Below are 19,520 nucleotides of genomic sequence, written 5' to 3' on the forward strand. Positions count from 1 at the left end.
ATATATGTACGTACCGAAAATAGAAAGGCGGTATGAAAATGCAGATTAACTATAATGTTACAGGGCCAAAAAGAAAAGCACTGGTTAACGCAATCAGTCAACAACTAAATGCCCCTGTAAAATATCTCGGAGCACCTACATTTGCATATGAGGTGGCAGACTACAATGTTAACAAAAACGGAGTTCTAAGTGGACCAGATAATAAGGAATTGGTCGATAATCTATTGGGACTTCACGACTTCAAAGCAATTTCAGAAGAATTTGACACACCACCTCCGAAAGCAGAAGTGGATGAAACTGAAGAATCTACCAGTCTGATAATTCAAATGCCACGGGCAGATTTTACCGACACGGCACTCGAGAACCTAAAAGGATTGGCAGAGAGCAAAGCGGCTCTTATAAAGAAAGCACTTGATACGGATTCCATTCCCATCATTGTAAATGATGAATTTGTCGCCTTCCCTTGGTTTCAAGGTGAGTGCTCCGCAAAGGAGGTTAAGGCATACACCCATTTTGTCACGGCACTTTGCGAAATGGCGAAAAAACAGACCCGTGTCAATTCCACCGAGAAATCAGTAGAGAATGAAAAGTACGCTTTCCGTTGCTTCCTTCTAAGGCTTGGTTTTATCGGCCCAGAATATAAGATAGAACGAAAGATTCTCCTCTCCAAGCTTTCAGGTAGCTCCGCTTTCAAAAGCGGAACGGCCAAGCAGGAGGTGAGTGAACAATGAATATCATTCACCCAGAAATGTTAAAGCAACTTAGAAGCTATTACACTCCAGGAACACGTGTAATGCTACTTAAAATGAACGACCCTTATACCAAACTTCAGCCTGGAGCGAAAGGTACGGTTACTAGTGTTGATGACATAGGAACGATTCATGTCAGTTGGGATTCCGGTGGCTCCCTTGGAGTGGCATTTGGTGAGGATTTATGCAAGAAAATCGAAGAGTAAAATATACACAATTTAAGCCAAATGTGGCAGTAAATATGTAGATTTATATTGCGGAATTGTCTTGCTATAAAAGCCTTTTAGAGTGATATATGTACATGCCGAAAGGACACACACACTTTAGAAGGAGCGAGAAAAATGCTAAACGCCAAGTTTGGAATTGAAATTGAGTTCACAGGAATCACAAGGGAAAAAGCAGCAAAGGTTGCAGCAGAATTTTTGCAAGGGACTTACAGTGAAGGAGGTACTTACTACGACACCAAGAAGGTAAAAACACCGGACGGTCGGGTATGGAAGTTCATGAGTGACGGGAGCATCTACTGCCAAAGAAAAGAAGGCGGAAGAAAGGTAGCCGCTGGCAGGGAGTACAGCGTTGAGTTGGTCAGCCCCATCCTTACCTACCAAGAGGACATTGAAACATTACAGGAGTTGGTGAGAAAGCTACGCAAAGCTGGAGCCTTTACAAATACATCTTGCGGCATTCACATTCATCTAGACGGTGCTGAGCATACACCGAGAAGTATCCGAAACTTTGTAAATATCATCGCAAGCAAGAACGACTTATTTTACAAAGCACTTCAAATTGCACCGCAGAGAATGAACTACTGCAAAAGGATGGACAGCATTTTGGTTGAGAAAATGAACCGCAAGAAGCCTAAAACTTTGAGAGAAATTGAGGATATTTGGTACGAGGGCTATAGCGAAAGCAGAAGCACCCACTATCACAATAGCCGCTACCACTTCCTCAACCTTCACAGCTTTTTTACTGGAAACCATACAGTTGAACTTCGAGGGTTTAACAGCGAGCTTCATGCTGGAAAGATAAGAAGCTACATTGTTCTATCACTTGCCATTAACCACCAAGCCTTAACACAAAGGTGTGCATCGGCAAGGAAACCCCAGGTGGAGAACGAGAAATTTGCCATGAGAACCTACCTAAACCGTATTGGTTTTATCGGCGACGAATTTGCAAACTGCAGAGAACATTTAACCGCAGCACTTTCGGGTTCAGCTGCATGGCGGTTTCGGGCGGCCTGAGCTGCCCTTAACCCCAAAAGCTAAGAAGGAGGATGACAATGAATAGTAAATTATATCTTGCCTATGGTTCCAACCTTAACCTGGAGCAAATGGCCAACAGATGCCCCACAGCGAAGGTGGTAGGAACAAGCCAAATCAATAACCACCGCTTGTTATTTAGAGGAGCACACGCGGGCGCTGTGGCAACCATTGAGCCTTTTAAGGAGGACAATGTACCAGTTTTGGTGTGGGAAATCACACCAGCTGATGAAGCGGCACTTGACCGCTACGAAGGATGGCCTTTCCTTTATCGCAAGGAAACCGTAAAAGTGAAATTGAACGGCAAAACCGTCAAGGCAATGGTCTACATTATGAATGACGGGAGACCGCTTGGACAGCCAAGCTGTTATTACTACAGTACAATTTTAGAAGGCTATAAGAGTGCATGCTTCGATGTGGAAATCCTGCGCAAAGCAACAACCGATTCAGTAGAATCGGAGGAGGTAGCCAATGAATGAGATAATCAAGGAACAAATCCTTTCCATCCGAGAAAGTGGAGTCACAAATATGTTTGATGTGAACCGAGTCCAGTATGAAGCAAATGAACGAGGGTTTTATGAATTAGTAGTCTATTTAATAGACCATAAAGCGGAGTATGCCCATTTCATACTGACAGGGGAAGTGGATGAAAATAAGTAAATAAAATTTAAACAGGATAAGGAAAGGGCTTCATCTTTAGGATTGAGGCTCTTTCTTTTGTCCTTTTTCATAAAAGGGGCGGTGTTTATGCGGAAACTGAAGAAATATAAGCCGACCGCCTTTATAGCTGATGGGTCATATTACGATAAGGATGCTGCTGATTACGCTGTGGCTTTTATCGAAGCACTATCCCACACGAAAGGTTTATGGGCAGGTAAGCCTTTTGAACTTATCGATTGGCAGGAGCAAATAATCCGTGATTTATTCGGAATTTTAAAGCCAGATGGATATCGGCAGTTTAATACTGCTTATGTAGAGATACCTAAAAAGATGGGAAAAAGCGAGCTTGCCGCAGCAATCGCACTTCTCCTCACTTGCGGTGATGGTGAGGAGCGGGCGGAGGTGTACGGTTGTGCCGCCGACCGCCAGCAGGCATCAATTGTATTTGAAGTGGCGGCCGATATGGTGCGGATGTGTCCAGCACTGAATAAACGTGTAAAGTTGCTGGCTTCAACTAAGCGATTGGTGTACCTGCCGACCAACAGCTTCTATCAGGTATTGTCGGCTGAAGCCTACTCCAAACACGGCTTCAATATACATGGTGTTGTTTTCGATGAACTTCATACTCAGCCAAACCGGAAACTATTTGATGTTATGACGAAGGGATCTGGGGATGCAAGGACCCAACCGCTGTATTTTCTTATCACCACAGCGGGAACGGATACTCAAAGTATCTGCTATGAAACACACCAAAAAGCGGTTGATATTATTGAGGGCAGAAAATACGATCCTACTTTTTATCCTGTAATCTATGGGGCGAAAGAAGAGGATGATTGGACAGACCCAAAAGTGTGGAAGAAAGCAAATCCAAGCTTAGGAATTACGGTGGGGATTGACAAGGTAAGAGCTGCTTGTGAAAGTGCAAAGCAGAACCCGGCTGAAGAGAACAGCTTCCGGCAATTGCGCCTGAATCAGTGGGTTAAACAGTCTGTCCGTTGGATGCCGATGGCAAAATGGGATGCATGTGCATTTCCAGTTATACCAGAAAGTCTTGAGGGACGGGTGTGTTACGGGGGACTTGACCTATCTTCTACAACAGACATTACAGCCTTTGTGTTGGTGTTCCCACCGGAGGATGAAACGGATAAATACACTGTTCTACCGTATTTTTGGATGCCGGAGGACAACATTGACCTACGAGTTCGACGGGACCATGTGCAATACGACCTCTGGGAGAAGCAGGGTCATATTCTAACCACAGAAGGAAATGTTGTACATTACGGCTTCATTGAGCGGTTTATTGAAGAACTGGGAGAAAAATATAATATTCGAGAAATTGCTTTTGACCGTTGGGGAGCTGTTCAAATGGTTCAGAACCTTGAAGGGTTAGGCTTTACTGTAGTTCCATTCGGTCAAGGCTTTAAGGATATGTCACCACCAACCAAAGAACTGATGAAATTGACATTAGAAGAAAAAATAGCACACGGTGGGCATCCAGTACTTCGATGGATGATGGACAACATCTTTATAAAAACTGATCCGGCGGGCAACGTGAAGCCGGATAAAGAAAAAAGTACAGAAAAAATAGATGGCGCGGTGGCGACTATCATGGCACTTGACCGTGCCATCCGTTGCGGCTCAGGTAATAGTGGAGATTCTGTATATGATGAGAGAGGTTTAATAATCTTTTAAATTTAAATAGTTAACACAATATTGCCAGTTTTTTATTTGGAGGTGACGCCTATGAATCTAATAAAAGGACTGTTTCGGTCAAGAGACAAACCGCAAAACCGTATGGGTAGTGCATTTTCCTTCCTATTCGGCGGTACATCATCTGGCAAAACAGTGAATGAGCGTACTGCAATGCAGGCAACAGCAGTGTATGCCTGCGTAAGGATACTGGCTGAAGCGATTGCAGGACTGCCACTACATGCATATAGATATCGTTCTGATGGAGGTAAAGAAAAGATTCCTTTTCACCCGCTGTATTACCTTCTTCATGATGAACCAAATCCAGAGATGACTTCATTTGTGTTTCGAGAAACACTGATGAGTCATCTTTTGCTTTGGGGAAATGCCTATGCACAGGTGGTCAGAAACGGTCGTGGGCAGGCAGTGGCTCTTTATCCCCTACTCCCCAACAAAATGGAAGTTAGCCGAGCAACAAACGGAGAGCTGGTCTATATCTACTATCGTGATACTGACGAAAGTGGTCTAAATCCCAAAGGTGGCTATGTCACACTCCGTAAAGATGAAGTTCTACACATACCCGGCTTAGGTTTTGATGGACTCATTGGCTATAGCCCAATCGCTATGGCGAAAAATGCAATCGGTATGTCCCTTGCCACTGAGGAGTACGGTGCGGCATTCTTTGCCAATGGTGCTAATCCTGGAGGTGTGCTGGAACACCCAGGAGTAATCAAAGATATACAGAGGGTCAAGGATAGTTGGAATAGCGCCTACCAAGGCACAGGCAACGCTCATAAAATCGCTGTGTTGGAAGAAGGCATGAAGTTTCAAGCCATTGGTATCCCGCCGGAACAGGCGCAATTTCTTGAAACACGGAAATTCCAAATTAATGAGATTGCGAGGATTTTCCGAGTACCACCCCATATGGTGGGTGATCTTGAGAAGTCTAGTTTCTCCAATATTGAGCAGCAGTCCTTGGAGTTTGTAAAATACACTCTCGATCCGTGGGTGGTGCGATGGGAACAAAGTCTCCAGCAATCGCTTATTTTGCCTTCTGAGAAAACTTCACTGTTTATCAAGTTCAATTTGGACGGTCTGCTTCGTGGTGATTACCAAAGTCGTATGAATGGCTACGCTACAGGTCGACAAAATGGCTGGATGTCTGCCAACGATATCCGTGAACTGGAGGATATGAACCGCATACCGGCTGAGGAAGGCGGCGATTTATATTTGGTTAACGGAAATATGACAAAACTGGCTGACGCAGGCGCGTTTGCCAAAACCGAAGGAGGTCAGTAAATGAGGAAGTTTTGGAACTGGGTGCGAGATTCTGATGAAGTACGTACCCTCTATTTAAATGGAGTGATATCCGAAGAAACGTGGTGGGGCGATGAGGTCACACCTAAGATGTTTAAAGATGAACTGCTGGCAGGCACCGGCGACATTACGGTGTGGATTAATTCCCCTGGCGGTGATGTGTTCGCAGCAGCCCAGATCTATAACATGCTGATGGAGTATACCGGAAAAGTCACTGTAAAGATTGATGGGCTTGCAGCAAGTGCCGCATCCGTTATTGCAATGGCAGGTGGAGATGTATATATGTCCCCAGTTTCCATGCTTATGATTCATAATCCATCAACGATTGCTATCGGTGACAGTGAGGAAATGTTGCGGGCAAAGGCTCTATTGGATGAGGTCAAGGAAAGCATTATTAATGCCTACGAGTTAAAGACAGGCCTTTCCCGAACAAAGCTCTCCCATCTGATGGATGCAGAATCATGGATGAATGCAAATAAAGCCCTTGAACTTGGTTTTGCAGACAAGATCATGTTCATGGAAAGTGAAACACCAGATTTGACGGATAGTCTTATCTTTAGCAGGATGGCGGTTACTAACTCGCTTATCAGCAAACTGCCAAAACAACCAAAACAGAAAACAGGTACACCCATCGAGTCGCTGGATAAGCGGCTTTCTTTAATTTCGCACTAATTTAAAGGAGGAAATAACAATGAGTAAAATTCTTGAATTGCGCGAGAAACGCGCTAAAGCTTGGGACGCAGCAAAGGCATTCCTTGATTCAAAACGTGGCGGTGATGGACTGTTATCCGCTGAGGACACGACAACCTATGAAAAAATGGAAGCCGATGTGGTGGCTCTTGGTAAGGAAATTGAGCGTTTAGAACGTCAAGCATCTATCGACTTGGAACTGTCGAAAGCAACCAGTAACCCAATTACGAACGAACCTACTAGAACTGGAGAGGAAAAGACTGGTCGTGCAAGTGCTGAATACAAAAAAGCTTTCTGGAATGCGATGCGTGATAATGTCAGCTATGAAGTAAGGAACGCTTTAAAGATTGGCACTGATTCCGAAGGCGGATTCCTCGTGCCAGATGAGTTTGAGCGTACGCTTGTAGAAGCCCTAGAGGAAGAAAATATCTTCCGTAGGTTGGCCAATGTAATCACGACATCTTCTGGTGACCGCAAGATTCCTGTTGTTGCAAGCAAAGGCACTGCAAGCTGGATCGATGAAGAAGGAGCCATTCCCGAAAGTGATGACAGCTTCGGTCAAGTATCCATCGGTGCTTATAAACTAGCAACGATGATTAAAGTCTCTGAGGAATTGCTAAATGATTCCGTATTTAATCTCGAAAGCTACATCACAAGAGAATTCGCCCGTCGCATTGGTAACAAGGAAGAGGAAGCCTTCTTTGTAGGTGATGGCACAGGTAAGCCAACAGGGATTTTAAATGCTACTGGCGGCGGTCAAGTGGGTGTTACTGCGGCAAGTGCCACTGCCATCACTTTGGATGAGGTTTTAGATTTATTCTACAGCTTAAAAGCACCGTATCGTAATAAGGCAGTATTCGTAATGAACGATGCCACTATAAAGGCTATTCGTAAATTGAAAGACGGTAATGGGCAATACCTATGGCAACCTTCCATCCAAGCGGGAACACCTGATACGATTCTTAACCGCCCGCTGTATACCTCATCATATGTACCTACTGCAAAAGCAGGTGCAAAGACTGTGGTATTCGGTGATTTTAGTTATTACTGGGTGGCAGATCGTCAAGGACGAGTATTCAAACGACTAAATGAACTCTATGCTGTTACGGGACAGGTGGGCTTTATTGCTACTCAGCGTGTTGATGGAAAGCTTATCTTACCGGAGGCTGTTAAGGTACTTCAACAGAAAGCGTAACGGAGGTGCATTATGAGTTATAATACGAAGAATTATACCGAACAAGGCGGAGAAAAAACTGTTATCGGTGGTGTTTTAGAAATTAAAGAGGGGGCCTTGATTACGGGGCTTCCTGTTCTTGAAAATCAGGCAGATAGTACCGCTGATAGTGTAGAAACTTTGGTGACAGACTTTAATAATCTGCTCACCAAACTAAAAGTCGCGGGGATTATGATTGCGGACGCTCCTTAATGGAAGGATGGTGGAGTGATGACAATACTTGAAAAGGTCAAAGAAAATCTAATTCTTAAGCATGACCTTGATGATGAACTTCTTAAAATGTACATCACCGCTGCTATCTCATATGCTGAAAGCTATCAACACCTGCCCCAGGAATTTTATTCTGAGAATACCATGCCCCCAACTACTGAACAGGCCGTTATCATGCTGTCGAGTCATTTCTACGAAAGCAGAGATGGCTCGACGGCTGGTTTCTTCGCCGATAGCGTACAGGCGGGGCAGCAGGTTTGGAACACGGTGAACCTACTACTTCGGTTAGATCGTGAATGGAAGGTGTAGCCTATGAGTTATGGGAAAATGAATACCTTTATCGATATAGTTGCCGTTGAAAACGATAAGGATAGCGAGGGATTTGGTACAATCAGTGACACTATTATTGCCTCGGTTCGTGCGTATAAGGAAGAACGACATGGTAATGAGAAATGGGCAAACAGGGCGGTATTTTCTGAAGCAACCGCTCTTTTTTGTTTTCGAAGGATCCCTAGTATCCATGTGACAGCAAAAATGGTCATTGTAGATAGTGATGGGCGGTATGAAATTACCGGTGTAGAAGATGTAAAAGGCCGAGGAATGTATATTGAGGTTTTAGCAAAAAAGGTGGTGGCATCGAATGGCTAAAGTGGATGTAAGAATGCCTGAGGAATTTCTTCTTAAGGTATCTAAATTGGCTGAGCAAACTGATGTGATTATCCCAAAGGTACTAGAAGTTGGTGGCGAAGTTGTGCTTGCTAAAGTCAAAGATAATCTACGCTCTGTTGTTGGAAAGGGAACAAAATACCCGTCCAAATCCACTGGAGAACTTGTATCCTCCCTTGGTGTTACTTCAGCAAAACAAGACCGTAAAGGTAATTATAATGTCAAGGTTGGGTTTTCAGAACCGAGAAGCGATGGTGGTAGCAATGCAAAAATTGCTAATATCATTGAATATGGTAAACATGGGCAGCCTGCAAGGCCATTTCTAAAACCCGCAAAATCTAAATCAAGAAAGCAGTGTGTGGAGGCCATGACTGCCAAACTGGAGGAGGAGATTAACAGTCTATGAGTATATTATTGGAACTAAATAGAATTGTGGATGGTCTAGGCATTCTTGTGGAAACGGGTGTGTTCAAGGATAAAGCCCCTGATGAATATATTGTAATCACACCTCTTTCGGATACCTTTGATGTTCACTCAGACAATCGTCCACAGTATGAGATACAAGAAGCACGGCTTTCGTTATTTAGCAAAAAGAACTATCAAGTACGAAAGAATCAGCTTGTCCGTGCGTTTCTGGATGCAGACTTTACAGTGACGGATCGCCGTTATATTGGACATGAGGATGACACGGACTACCATCATTATGCCATTGATGTGGCAAAAGAATATGAATTACAGGAGGTTTGATTATGGCAACGATAGGACTTGACCGTCTCTATTATGCTCCCATTACAGAGGACGAAAACGGAGACGAAACCTACGGTACGCCCGTTATGCTGGCAAAGGCAATCTCCGCAGAGCTATCCATTGAGCTTGCGGAAGCTACCCTTTACGCTGATGACGGAGCGGCAGAGATTATAAAAGAATTCAAAAACGGAACACTCTCCCTTGGTGTGGATGACATTGGACGTAAAGCTGCTGAGAGTCTCACAGGAGCAACTACAGATGATAATGGTGTACTTATTTCAGCTAGTGAGGATGGAGGTAGCCCTGTTGCTATCGGCTTTCGAGCGAAAAAGGCAAATGGGCATTACCGCTACTTCTGGCTATACAGGGTAAAGTTTGGTGTTCCCTCCACCAACCTAGCTACAAAGGGAGATTCTATCACTTTTTCTACACCAACCATTGAGGGAACTGTATCGCGCAGAAATAAATTAGATGGAAATGGTAACCATCCGTGGAAAGCGGAGGTCAATGAAGATGATGAAGGAGTTTTACCAGCTACTATCAGTGGTTGGTACACGGAAGTCTATGAACCTGTTTTTGCTGTTTCTGGTGGAGGTGAATAAGGATGGATAACGAAAGAAGTGCAATGATTAATATTGGCGGACAGGAACATGAGCTTATCCTCACGACCAAGGCTACAAAAGAAATTGCCCGTCGCTATGGTGGTTTGGAAAATCTGGGAGAGAAATTGCTGAAATCCGAAAACTTTGAGATGGCTTTGGAGGAGATAATATGGCTTATCACTCTTTTGGCAAACCAATCCATTCTCATTCACAATCTGAAAAATAAAGAAGCTCCAAAGGATGTATTGACCGAGGATGAGGTGGAACTGCTCACCTCACCACTAGAACTTGCTACTTATAAAAGTGCCATTACAGAAGCTATGTTCAAAGGAACAAAGAGAAATATTGAAAGTGAAGATAACTCAAAAAACACCGAGGCCGAGTAAGCGATGATGAATTGTTTACTCGGCTTCTTTATTACGGAACAGTGCATCTTAACCGTACTGAGGAAGAAACATGGCTCACACCATTAGGGCTTCTCATGGACTTGTGGGATTGTCATCGCCAGTTCTTGGGACTTGCTAACCGGAAGCGAGAACTCTTCATTGAGGACATAATCCCCGAAGGATTGAATTAGAAAGGAGGCGTTTACATATGGCTGATAATTTTGGCTTAAAGATTGGCATTGAGGGAGAAAAAGAGTTTAAGAACGCCCTTCGTGATATCAATCAGTCCTTTAAGGTTCTAGGTAGTGAGATGAAACTCGTGTCCTCGGAATTTGATAGAAATGATAAAAGTGTTCAGGCGATAACCGCTCGAAATGAAGTTTTGAACAAGGCCATTGAGGCACAAAAGGATAAAATCTCTACGCTGGAAGCCGCTCTAAAAAATGCTTCTGAGAGTTTTGGCGAGAACGATAGACGTACACAAAATTGGGCTATTCAGCTGAATAATGCAAAAGCTCAACTTAACGATATGGAACGAGAGCTAGAAGAGACTGCTGATGAAGCAGATGATCTTGGAGAGGAACTTGAGGATACAGGTAATAGTGCAGATGAAGCCGGTAGCAAGTTTGAGAAGCTAGGCGGTGTCCTTAAAGGCATTGGTGTGGCGATGGGTACAGTTGCTGTTGCAGCAGGAGCTGCTGCTATAAAGCTAGGGAAAGAGGTAGTTACTCAGTTCGGGGAGTTAGAACAGAATCTCGGTGGCTCTGAGGCGGTATTTGGTCAATATGCCACATCCATTCAAAAAACTGGTGAAGAGGCTTACAAAAATCTAGGTGTTTCCCAAAGTGAGTATCTTGCTACGGCAAACAAAATGGGTGCATTGTTTCAAGGCTCTGGTATACAGCAACAGAGAAGTCTTGAGCTAACTGAAAAGGCTATGCAACGAGCGGCGGATATGGCATCTGTTATGGGTATCGATATGTCCTCTGCACTGGAGGCGGTCACAGGTGCGGCAAAGGGTAACTTTGATATGATGGATAACCTGGGTGTTGCTATGAACGCTACCAATATCGAAGCCTACGCACTTGCAAAAGGGCTGGATTTCACTTGGAACACCGCAACACAAGCGGAAAAAGCTGAAGTAGCCATGCAGATGTTCTTTGAGAACACAGAGCAGTATGCAGGCAACTTTGCCCGTGAATCAACAGAAACCGTCACAGGTTCGCTGGGTCTACTCCAAGCCGCACTCGGCTCGTTTACAGCAGGACTTGGCAATGCCGATGCAGATATGACGAATTTGACACAGAATCTTGTAGATGCATTCCAATCGGTTGTTGCTAATATTGTCCCAGTTTTAGAGAATATCGTAACTGCATTACCTACGGCAACAGGTGCGATATTATCAGCGGTAGGCGACTTGCTTCCTATGCTTCTTGGCACTGTAACAGAACTGTTTTCTCAAGTACTGGAGGCAATTCTGAATCTTTTACCAGAACTTATTCCAGCTACTGTTGAAGCTGTAATGACGATTGTTGGGGCATTGATCGATAATCTTCCACTCCTGATTAATGCCGCAGTGGAACTGGTCACTGCACTTGTAGAAGGCATCGGTTTGGCTTTACCACAACTCATACCAGCAACGGTTCTTGCAGTTACACAGATTGTACAAGGATTAACTGACAACTTGCCAATGATACTGGAGGCAGCCTTTCAGCTTATTATGGGGCTTGCCCAAGGTCTAATTGACGCTATTCCGCAGTTAATTGCCGCATTACCCGCTATCATTACCGCTTTAGTTGACTTTATCATTGGTGCCATTCCGCAGATTATCGATGCAGGTATTCAGCTTTTGGTGTCACTAGTTGAAGCATTGCCGGAAATCATTGCAGCAATAGTTGCTGCAATCCCACAGATAATTGATGGTTTAGTTACGGCGATACTTGGCTCAATCCCCCAAATAATTGATGCCGGGGTGAATCTGTTGATTGCCTTAATTCAAAATTTACCACTCATCATCACTACTGTGGTGGCGGCGATACCTAAGATTATAACCTCGCTTGTCAATGCAATTATTGGCAGCATCCCACAGATAATTCAGGCGGGCATACAACTATTAGTATCACTGATTAAAAACCTACCTACTATTATCGTAGAGGTTGTCAAAGCTGTCCCACAGATAATCGCAGCTTTAGTAAAGGGTTTTACGGGTTCAATTGGGCAGATGGCTCAAGTTGGTGGCAATCTCATCAAGGGTCTATGGCAGGGAATCTCTGATGCGGGTGCATGGCTCTGGGGGAAAATATCCGGCTTCTTCGGTGGTGTGGTGGATAAAATCAAAAACTTCTTTGGCATCCGCTCACCTTCTGCACTTTTTGCAGGACTTGGTGACAATATGGCACAGGGGCTTGGGCAAGGCTTTGAGAAGACGATGGCGCAGGTTGGTGAGGATATGCAAAACGCTATCCCCACAGACTTTGACACACCAGGTATAAACCTTAGTAGCTCTATCAATGGGTCAGTCGGTACTGGGGGCTTTGGTGGTTCGCTTATCACCATACAGCAGATGATAGTTCGATCCGAGGACGATATCCGCAGGATTTCACAGGAACTGTACAACTTGATGGAAACTGGCTCGAGGGCGCAAGGACGCTTCAATCCCGCTTAAGGAAGGAGGATGAAAATGGGGTTCACATTTAACGGCATATCATCGCAATCAATGAGTATCAAGGCTAGGCTGACATACTGGCAAGCATCACCCTCATTGCGAAACTCCTTTGTAACGATACCTGGCAAGCCCGGTGTAGCTGACTTTGGCAGCGATATTGCAGAGAAAATAATCACAGTTCATTGCAATGTCTACCCACAATATAAATTTTCTAAACTGGTATCTGTTATGGATAGCCTTGCTGAATGGCTAAATCCTGAACGTGGGGTGCAACAACTCGTTTTAGACGATGTACCTGACCGTTATTTTACTGCTCGTCTGTCAGAAGCTGTGGACTGTGACAGACTCATTCTTTCAGCCGGTGCATTTGATTTGAAGTTTGTTTGCCCAGATCCTCATGCCTACGCTTTAACGGATGAAACCTATAGCATATCGGTCATGGGAGAAAGTACCGTTACAAGGCTTAAAGGGAATGCCGACTCTGAGCCTGTGTACTTGGTAAAAGGAATAATTCCATCAGGAACAAACACATATGTTTCCATTCAGACTAACAATGAAGAAATTCGTGTTATTGGCCCTTTGTATGATGGTGAAACATTAATCATTGATACAGGAAAGGTCACAGCAAAGGTCGTTGATACTAGCGGCGAAACACTCCGTAACGGTCTACCGCTTATGCAAGAACTCAATTTCCCTGTACTTCGTAAGGGTAACAATACTGTGACGATTACTCCTGTAGGAGCGGATTTTACGGAACTTAAAATACAAGCAAAAAGCCGATGGAGGTGATGCAAATGGCAATTAAATCAATATTGACATCACAAACTGACTTTACGGGTGAGTTTCCTGTAAGTGAGAATACCCTTGCCCTTTGGCGATTCAATGAGTCTGGACCTGACTCCGATGTTAAACTTGTAGATGCGAGTGGCCACGGTCGGCACGTCACTATATCGGGATGGTCTGGCACATCGGCAAGTCTCCCAAGCGGTCGTTATGGACGATTTTTTCGTCAGAATATTGTTAATCCGACATCAGAGAAAACCCACTTAATTGCAAAGAATGATGGTACATTTTTCTCCAATCTAGGCGATAAAGTCGCAGTAGGTGGATGGATAAACCCAACTACCTACTCTGTGGGACAGACCTTTATTCCGCTGTTTAATACAAGACAGGGCCCGGGTCAACCTATTCTATACTTGTCTCTGTACCAGGGCAGACCTCGAATGATGTTATATAACTCTTCTGGTTCACTGATTCTCGACCAGAGTGAAACACCAAGTTTTAACATGGTTAACGGCGGGTGGTACTTTATCGCAGCAATTATTGAAGTGAATACCAAGACATCGCAGTTTATTCTTTGTAACCGAGCAGACGGCACAGTCTGGATTGCGCCTAAACGGACATTCACGGGAACATTAAACCCATCTTGCACAGCCGATATTGTGATTGGAATGCATGCAAATCAGTATTATTATGCAGGTGGATTTGATGATTGGTTCATTGAAGTGAATTCACAGCTTACAATTGAGGGTTTAGAACGACATTTCAAGCAGTCAATGCTTGCCAACGGTGGTGATACCAGTGGTGCGGTTGATGCTATAACAGAGCCAGGTGTGGTAACACTCCTCAAGGATACTAACAACAGATATCCTGAAAGTGGGCAGCTTACGACTATAGCTACAGAATGTTCTCTTGCAGGTAGTGGTCGGGTGTCTGTAACCTCGGAATATACTGCAGGTGTGACTTCAATTTCTTCTATAGAGACGGCTACGTCAGACGATTTGCAGGATTGGTCGGCGTGGCAGGAGGTGGGTTCCAACGGTGAACTGGTTTCTCCAAACCGTAACTTTATTCGTTATAGGATTACACTTTCAACTATTGATCCCTTGGTTACACCGAAACTTTTGGATATCACACTTCACGACATACCGAAAGCTCCATATGAAAAACTGGGTTTTGCTAGGCCTGTCGTGCTGGACGAGAATGGCGCATGGGAAGCAGTACTTGAAAATGCATATGACATCATCGTAACGGGAGAGATTAATGGCGCAGATACTTTGGAATTCAAACTGCCATGGAATGATAGCAAGCGTGTATATTTAGATAATGAAAAACAGGTTCAGGTTGCACATGACATTTATCGCATAAGGACACTGACAGATGAAAAAGGAGCAGATGGAACAGGGATTCTGACCACTGTATATGCGGAAGCAGCATTTTATGATTTAACCTTTTCAGATGAAAAACAGCCGCGAGAGTTTAATGCCGATTTACCCTCCGTTCCAATGAGTTATGCGTTGGAAGGCACAGGATGGTCTATTGGTGTAGTTGATGTCACTACCAAACGGACATGGCAATGCCAAGAGAAGAATGCATTGGCCATACTCAGAATGACGCAACAGATTCACGGTGGAGACTTAGTATTTGATAGTCGAAACCGTCTTGTAAATTTACTTACATTTAGTGGTAGAGATAGTGGTGCATTATTTGCCTATAAGAAAAACCTTACAAGTATCAAGAGGGTTGTTGATACCCGCTCTCTGGTGACAAGGCTATATGCCCATGGTAAAGATGGCATGACCTTTGCCACTATCAATAGTGGCAAGGAATATGTAGAAAACTATGAATATTGCAATGAGGTGCGGGTTTCAACACTCGATCTTTCGAATTTCACAAATCCTTATCAAATGCTTGAGTTTACGAATATGCGACTTGCAGAATTTTCAAAGCCCCGTGTTTCCTATGTGCTATCAGCGATGGATTTGTCTGTGCTGACAGGTTATGAGCATGAAAGGTGGTCACTTGGCGACATTGTGACGGTGGATGATAGAGATTTGAATCTTACTATCAAAACAAGGGTTGTTCGCAGACAATACAATCTTCAGGAGCCATGGAAAACTGTACTTGAATTATCATCAAAACTTCGTGAACTTGGTGATACGTCTTCTAGCATTCTCGCTGATCAGCTCGACCAAAGCAACCTCATTGGGCAGGAAATCAAAGATATGGTGCCGTTTAACCATCTGCGTAATAGTAGAGCAGACGATGGCTTTGCTTACTGGCAGAATTCAGGTTTTGAGGTGGACACTGAAAAAGGTGTGACAGGTACAGCTTCATTTAAAGCGGTAGGTTCTGCAACCTCTACAAAAAGTATGGCTCAAACAGTATATCCTGCATCCCGCCGTAACTACACCATATCAGCACAAATAGGATCAGATAATCTCCAAAAAGGTATAGATGGACAAGTGGGTATCGAGGTAGTATTTGAGTTTGAAGATGGAACTACTGAAACGAGATTTATTGACCTGTTTTAAGAAAGGATGGTGATTGATTTGGCTGTATTTCAACAAATTGCTCGTGATGCAACACCTAAAGGGTATGGAACGCTTCACTCTATCACCATTCGGTTGGTAGTTTCAAACTGCACGGGAGAAGTATATTTCACTGACATTATGCTGCAGGCAGGTTCTATAGCCACTGGCTGGGTCGGTCATGTATGCGAAATCAAGTGGACGAACGACGGGTAGGTGATGGCTATGCAGGAAAGTAATTTTATACGTTTTGCGGAAGTCATAAAAGTAAAATCAGAAAAGCGTATAGTTAGTATTACTGTGCGTCCCCTTATTACCAACTGTACGGGTTCGATTTATTTCACCGACCTACAACTTCAGGAGGGTGACAAGCTGACAGGATACACGCTACACACGGAAACGTTCCTAAAGCATTCGCCTAATCCGGTACGTTTCCACAATGGTGTAGTCCGTAGTGGAGACACAATCATTATTTTTAACCTCGGAGAAACTTCAAGCGGGCTAGATTGTTATATCTACCCCCTGCAAGCTATGGAAGCTGGCAGTATTCAGCTTTCACAGGGGATGGGTTCACATAAGGTAAAATTTGATTCAGAGGCTTACCCAGGTGATGAATTTGCACTTAAGGCTTCAACAAGAGAGTGTTTGAGAAACGGCTATCCCACGCCGAAGCATGGATTCTTTCAATACACAGCCGCTACCGACAGTAAGCACCAAGTAAAGCTACAAGACAGAAAATCTGCTAGGGTATATTTCGAATACAAAGAAATGCTGAAAGGGGATCTGCGTCCATGAAAGATTATATTAAGGGTAAACGCTGTATGGTATGGTCCTTCATGGGCAATGCTCGGATGTATCAGGCTTTGAACGATTACGGTGACCGTTTAGATACTGTTGGTATTTTCACTTTTGAGGTAGACATCACAGGCACGATAACGGAAACAGGTACTAGCGTTTCTTCCCTTACTCCATATCGTACAAAGTGGCCACATATCAAATGGTTACTTACCATTATGAATCATGGGACAGAGAGCATATTTACGGCTCTGAGAAATAACGAAGGTGGTGCAAAGTCGAAATTCCTCTCAGAAATAGTACGTATTATGAACAAATACCCTTGGTGTGCAGGTGTAGATATCGATTTAGAGCGCGGTGGCGGATTTGAGAACCGTGCTACCGCAAATGCTCTATTCGCTGATATATACTCGACTGTTAAAAACTATGATTCATCAAAACTGGTCAATATCTGCTTACCTGGAATGACGGGTGTGCAAGGATCAGTTGGTGGAGAAAATTGGTGTGTTTATGCCGACCTTAACGATTATTGTGATACGGCAGCAATCATGAGTTATGGCATGGCATGGGCAGGTTCAGCTCCAGGTCCAGTATCACCAAGGAGCTGGCTTGAAGGTATCTACAATTATGCTATTACAGCTATGTCACCACAAAAAGTATATATGGGTTTACCTGGTTACGGTTGGAATTGGCAGATTTACGACTATCCATCCAACCTAGGTAAGACTTATCGCGGTACATCGAACACTTACTATGCAGCTAAGAACTGGATGACTGGGGTGTATAACTTTACAAATGATCAGCCTCCACAACCATTTATCCCAATCATTGCCTACTGGGATGATCACGATAAAGTACCATGGGCGCTGCCACATGTCTACGATTATATGGAAGGCTGGGACGCAGTATCACGAGAAGCTCCTATTATTGCTGAAACATATAATCGGCGAAAATATCTTACTTGTTACGGGAAAACACAAAAGTCGGAGTTTGGAACTATATATGTTAACCGAGATGGTGAACCGAACAGCTACACAGATGGTGTTGTGGTTGGTAATGGAATGATCACTCTTTCGTCAAGTGAAGGTAAAGCGGAGTACAACTTTACAATTGACAAATCAGGTACTTATGATGTAGTTGTACAGCTTTGCTTTCCGTTCTGGGATAAGAATGGTATCACAATTGCACTTGACGGTACAGTGGTTAGCTACTCAGAGAATCGTCTATGGTGGCCATACTGGAGGAAAACTTATTGGGCAGAACTTGCCACTAATGTAAATCTCCTAGCAGGAACACATAGCATTACGATTGAAGGTGGTGTAGTTGGTACTCAATTTTATGGTTTCCGGGTTTGTTCTAATTTTAGTGAACATCCTTCTGCTGGAGAGGCAACCTTCAGTTTATCTCCACGAAGCTTTAAAGACGTAAATGGTAACATGGCTGTTCCAGACAAAGGGTTTAAGCTTACTACAGAGGTTTTGCGCCGTAAGCCGGATTCAGCGTTAGCTTGGTATGAAGACTTTAGAGATCCCGTCATCCTGCCAGAAAGCTACTGGCAGACGTTATCGGGGAGTTGGAGTGTATGGCAAAATCCTGAAGACAATGGCAATCGTCCGTATTCTCAGCTTGAAGGAAGTGGTCAGCTTGCTTGGAAATACGATAGCTTTCGTGATGTGCATATCCGTGCTAGAATTGCCTTTCCTATGAATGGTAGCGGAAGAGCAGGGATATTTTGTGGGAATGTGTTTTGCTGTATCAACATTGACACCCAACAAGTGGAGCTATACCAAGGCTCTACATTACTTGGTAGTTATCCGGCAAGTTACTATAAGACTTCAGATGCTGACATTCGCACCAATCCGAATATGTATCTCATTGAAATGAGGAAACGTGGAAATAAGGTGCGTGTCTACTCTGGGAATTCCAACACACTTCGTTTTACTGCAAACATCTCAAGTACGGGTGGCTATTGTGGTATTCAGTCCGATGGGCAAATTAAATGTGAACTTCTCCGCTTAGGCGATGCATGGACTTATGAACCTTACGAAGCCTTTGATGTCACCATGCCAGACGGATCACTTATGCAGTATGGCAGAATTGCTAGGAATGGTGTAACTTGGGATAGTAAGTTTCATGTATTTACTCTTACAGCTGATGTAGAGGAAGCCTCCACCAGAAGTGAGGATATTTCCATGGATTATGACTTTTATCATAGTAATCTCTTGCAGATACCATGCAATGCAGATTATACAGCGAAGGTTATACCAAAGGACATAAACGTCTGGATATCTCGGTTGTTTCTCGGTGATGCAGATGGCTTTTCAATTTTGTACTATCAAGATGTGGATTCGCTGGTCTACTGGTCAAACGAAGCGGCTTATCGTTGGGACCTACGGGGTATTGCTATCTGGTCATTGGGACAGGAAGATATGCGGCTATGGGAAGCTTTGCCAAAACAAATATAGAGGAAAAATAAACTATACAAGTATACGCTTGCCTATTTCGGTTGGCGTTTTTTTATGTAATCAAAATGATAGGAG

23 protein-coding genes are annotated in these 19,520 nt (G+C 43.8%); all 23 read left to right on the forward strand.

The genetic code is table 11. From position 1 onward, the window contains the following. The first annotated feature begins 38 nt into the window (after positions 1–38). On the forward strand, positions 39–731 hold the full coding sequence (locus AAH944_RS06765) for a virulence protein (protein WP_415537524.1): 693 nt from the start codon (positions 39–41) through the stop codon (positions 729–731). Further along, on the forward strand, positions 728–955 hold the full coding sequence (locus AAH944_RS06770) for a DUF4314 domain-containing protein (protein ID WP_072903420.1): 228 nt from the start codon (positions 728–730) through the stop codon (positions 953–955). The genes AAH944_RS06765 and AAH944_RS06770 overlap by 4 nt, the downstream gene beginning before the upstream one ends. Before the next feature lie 135 nt (positions 956–1,090). Further along, positions 1,091–1,990, forward strand: coding sequence for an amidoligase family protein (locus tag AAH944_RS06775; RefSeq protein ID WP_042357497.1), 900 nt, complete (start codon positions 1,091–1,093; stop codon positions 1,988–1,990). Positions 1,991–2,028: 38 nt separating this feature from the next. Then, the gene (locus AAH944_RS06780) at positions 2,029–2,487 is read left to right on the forward strand and encodes a gamma-glutamylcyclotransferase family protein (RefSeq protein ID WP_415537527.1); all 459 of its coding nucleotides are present in this window, start codon (positions 2,029–2,031) and stop codon (positions 2,485–2,487) included. Next, positions 2,480–2,668, forward strand: a complete 189-nt coding sequence (locus tag AAH944_RS06785; RefSeq protein WP_415537528.1) for a DUF5049 domain-containing protein — start codon at positions 2,480–2,482, stop codon at positions 2,666–2,668. Before AAH944_RS06780 ends, AAH944_RS06785 begins: the two co-directional genes overlap by 8 nt. A gap of 87 nt (positions 2,669–2,755) precedes the next feature. Next, entirely contained in the window at positions 2,756–4,360 is a 1,605-nt protein-coding gene (locus AAH944_RS06790; protein WP_415537530.1) for a terminase large subunit, read from the forward strand. A 51-nt stretch (positions 4,361–4,411) separates the two neighbouring features. Beyond that, a complete protein-coding gene (locus AAH944_RS06795; protein WP_415537532.1) occupies positions 4,412–5,656 on the forward strand; it encodes a phage portal protein in 1,245 nt (414 codons plus the stop codon). Then, the gene (locus AAH944_RS06800) at positions 5,657–6,346 is read left to right on the forward strand and encodes a head maturation protease, ClpP-related (RefSeq protein WP_090411882.1); all 690 of its coding nucleotides are present in this window, start codon (positions 5,657–5,659) and stop codon (positions 6,344–6,346) included. It abuts the gene before it with no gap. 19 nt (positions 6,347–6,365) lie between these two features. Continuing rightward, a complete protein-coding gene (locus AAH944_RS06805) occupies positions 6,366–7,559 on the forward strand; it encodes a phage major capsid protein (RefSeq protein ID WP_044037678.1) in 1,194 nt (397 codons plus the stop codon). A gap of 12 nt (positions 7,560–7,571) precedes the next feature. Continuing rightward, on the forward strand, positions 7,572–7,790 hold the full coding sequence (locus AAH944_RS06810) for a head fiber protein (RefSeq protein ID WP_044037676.1): 219 nt from the start codon (positions 7,572–7,574) through the stop codon (positions 7,788–7,790). Between the two features lie 18 nt (positions 7,791–7,808). Next, the gene (locus AAH944_RS06815) at positions 7,809–8,117 is read left to right on the forward strand and encodes a head-tail connector protein (protein WP_044037674.1); all 309 of its coding nucleotides are present in this window, start codon (positions 7,809–7,811) and stop codon (positions 8,115–8,117) included. A 3-nt stretch (positions 8,118–8,120) separates the two neighbouring features. Then, positions 8,121–8,456 (forward strand): head-tail adaptor protein, encoded by a 336-nt coding sequence (locus tag AAH944_RS06820; RefSeq protein WP_044037671.1) that lies wholly within the window; start codon positions 8,121–8,123, stop codon positions 8,454–8,456. After that, the gene (locus AAH944_RS06825) at positions 8,449–8,880 is read left to right on the forward strand and encodes an HK97-gp10 family putative phage morphogenesis protein (protein WP_195217975.1); all 432 of its coding nucleotides are present in this window, start codon (positions 8,449–8,451) and stop codon (positions 8,878–8,880) included. Before AAH944_RS06820 ends, AAH944_RS06825 begins: the two co-directional genes overlap by 8 nt. Continuing rightward, a complete protein-coding gene (locus tag AAH944_RS06830; protein ID WP_085333697.1) occupies positions 8,877–9,221 on the forward strand; it encodes a hypothetical protein in 345 nt (114 codons plus the stop codon). Before AAH944_RS06825 ends, AAH944_RS06830 begins: the two co-directional genes overlap by 4 nt. 2 nt (positions 9,222–9,223) lie before the next feature. Next, complete coding sequence (locus AAH944_RS06835; RefSeq protein ID WP_044037664.1) at positions 9,224–9,823, forward strand: major tail protein; 600 nt, start codon at positions 9,224–9,226, stop codon at positions 9,821–9,823. Positions 9,824–9,825: 2 nt separating this feature from the next. Continuing rightward, on the forward strand, positions 9,826–10,209 hold the full coding sequence (locus AAH944_RS06840; protein ID WP_195217976.1) for a hypothetical protein: 384 nt from the start codon (positions 9,826–9,828) through the stop codon (positions 10,207–10,209). 11 nt (positions 10,210–10,220) lie between these two features. Continuing rightward, on the forward strand, positions 10,221–10,400 hold the full coding sequence (locus tag AAH944_RS06845; protein WP_015926191.1) for a hypothetical protein: 180 nt from the start codon (positions 10,221–10,223) through the stop codon (positions 10,398–10,400). A gap of 17 nt (positions 10,401–10,417) precedes the next feature. After that, entirely contained in the window at positions 10,418–12,874 is a 2,457-nt protein-coding gene (locus AAH944_RS06850) for a phage tail protein (RefSeq protein WP_195217977.1), read from the forward strand. A gap of 15 nt (positions 12,875–12,889) precedes the next feature. After that, positions 12,890–13,663 carry a distal tail protein Dit gene (locus tag AAH944_RS06855; protein ID WP_044037658.1) on the forward strand — a complete coding sequence of 258 codons (774 nt, stop codon included), beginning with the start codon at positions 12,890–12,892 and terminating at the stop codon, positions 13,661–13,663. A 5-nt stretch (positions 13,664–13,668) separates the two neighbouring features. Beyond that, positions 13,669–16,188 (forward strand): phage tail spike protein, encoded by a 2,520-nt coding sequence (locus tag AAH944_RS06860; RefSeq protein WP_195217978.1) that lies wholly within the window; start codon positions 13,669–13,671, stop codon positions 16,186–16,188. An 18-nt stretch (positions 16,189–16,206) separates the two neighbouring features. Next, the gene (locus AAH944_RS06865) at positions 16,207–16,401 is read left to right on the forward strand and encodes a hypothetical protein (protein ID WP_044037654.1); all 195 of its coding nucleotides are present in this window, start codon (positions 16,207–16,209) and stop codon (positions 16,399–16,401) included. 9 nt (positions 16,402–16,410) lie between these two features. Continuing rightward, positions 16,411–16,980, forward strand: coding sequence for a hypothetical protein (locus AAH944_RS06870; RefSeq protein WP_044037652.1), 570 nt, complete (start codon positions 16,411–16,413; stop codon positions 16,978–16,980). Further along, on the forward strand, positions 16,977–19,445 hold the full coding sequence (locus AAH944_RS06875; protein ID WP_163243987.1) for a glycosyl hydrolase family 18 protein: 2,469 nt from the start codon (positions 16,977–16,979) through the stop codon (positions 19,443–19,445). Before AAH944_RS06870 ends, AAH944_RS06875 begins: the two co-directional genes overlap by 4 nt. The last annotated feature ends 75 nt before the right edge of the window (positions 19,446–19,520 follow it).

It is taken from the genome of Dehalobacter sp. CP (assembly GCF_047652685.1).
Classification (GTDB): Bacteria; Bacillota; Desulfitobacteriia; order Desulfitobacteriales; family Syntrophobotulaceae; genus Dehalobacter.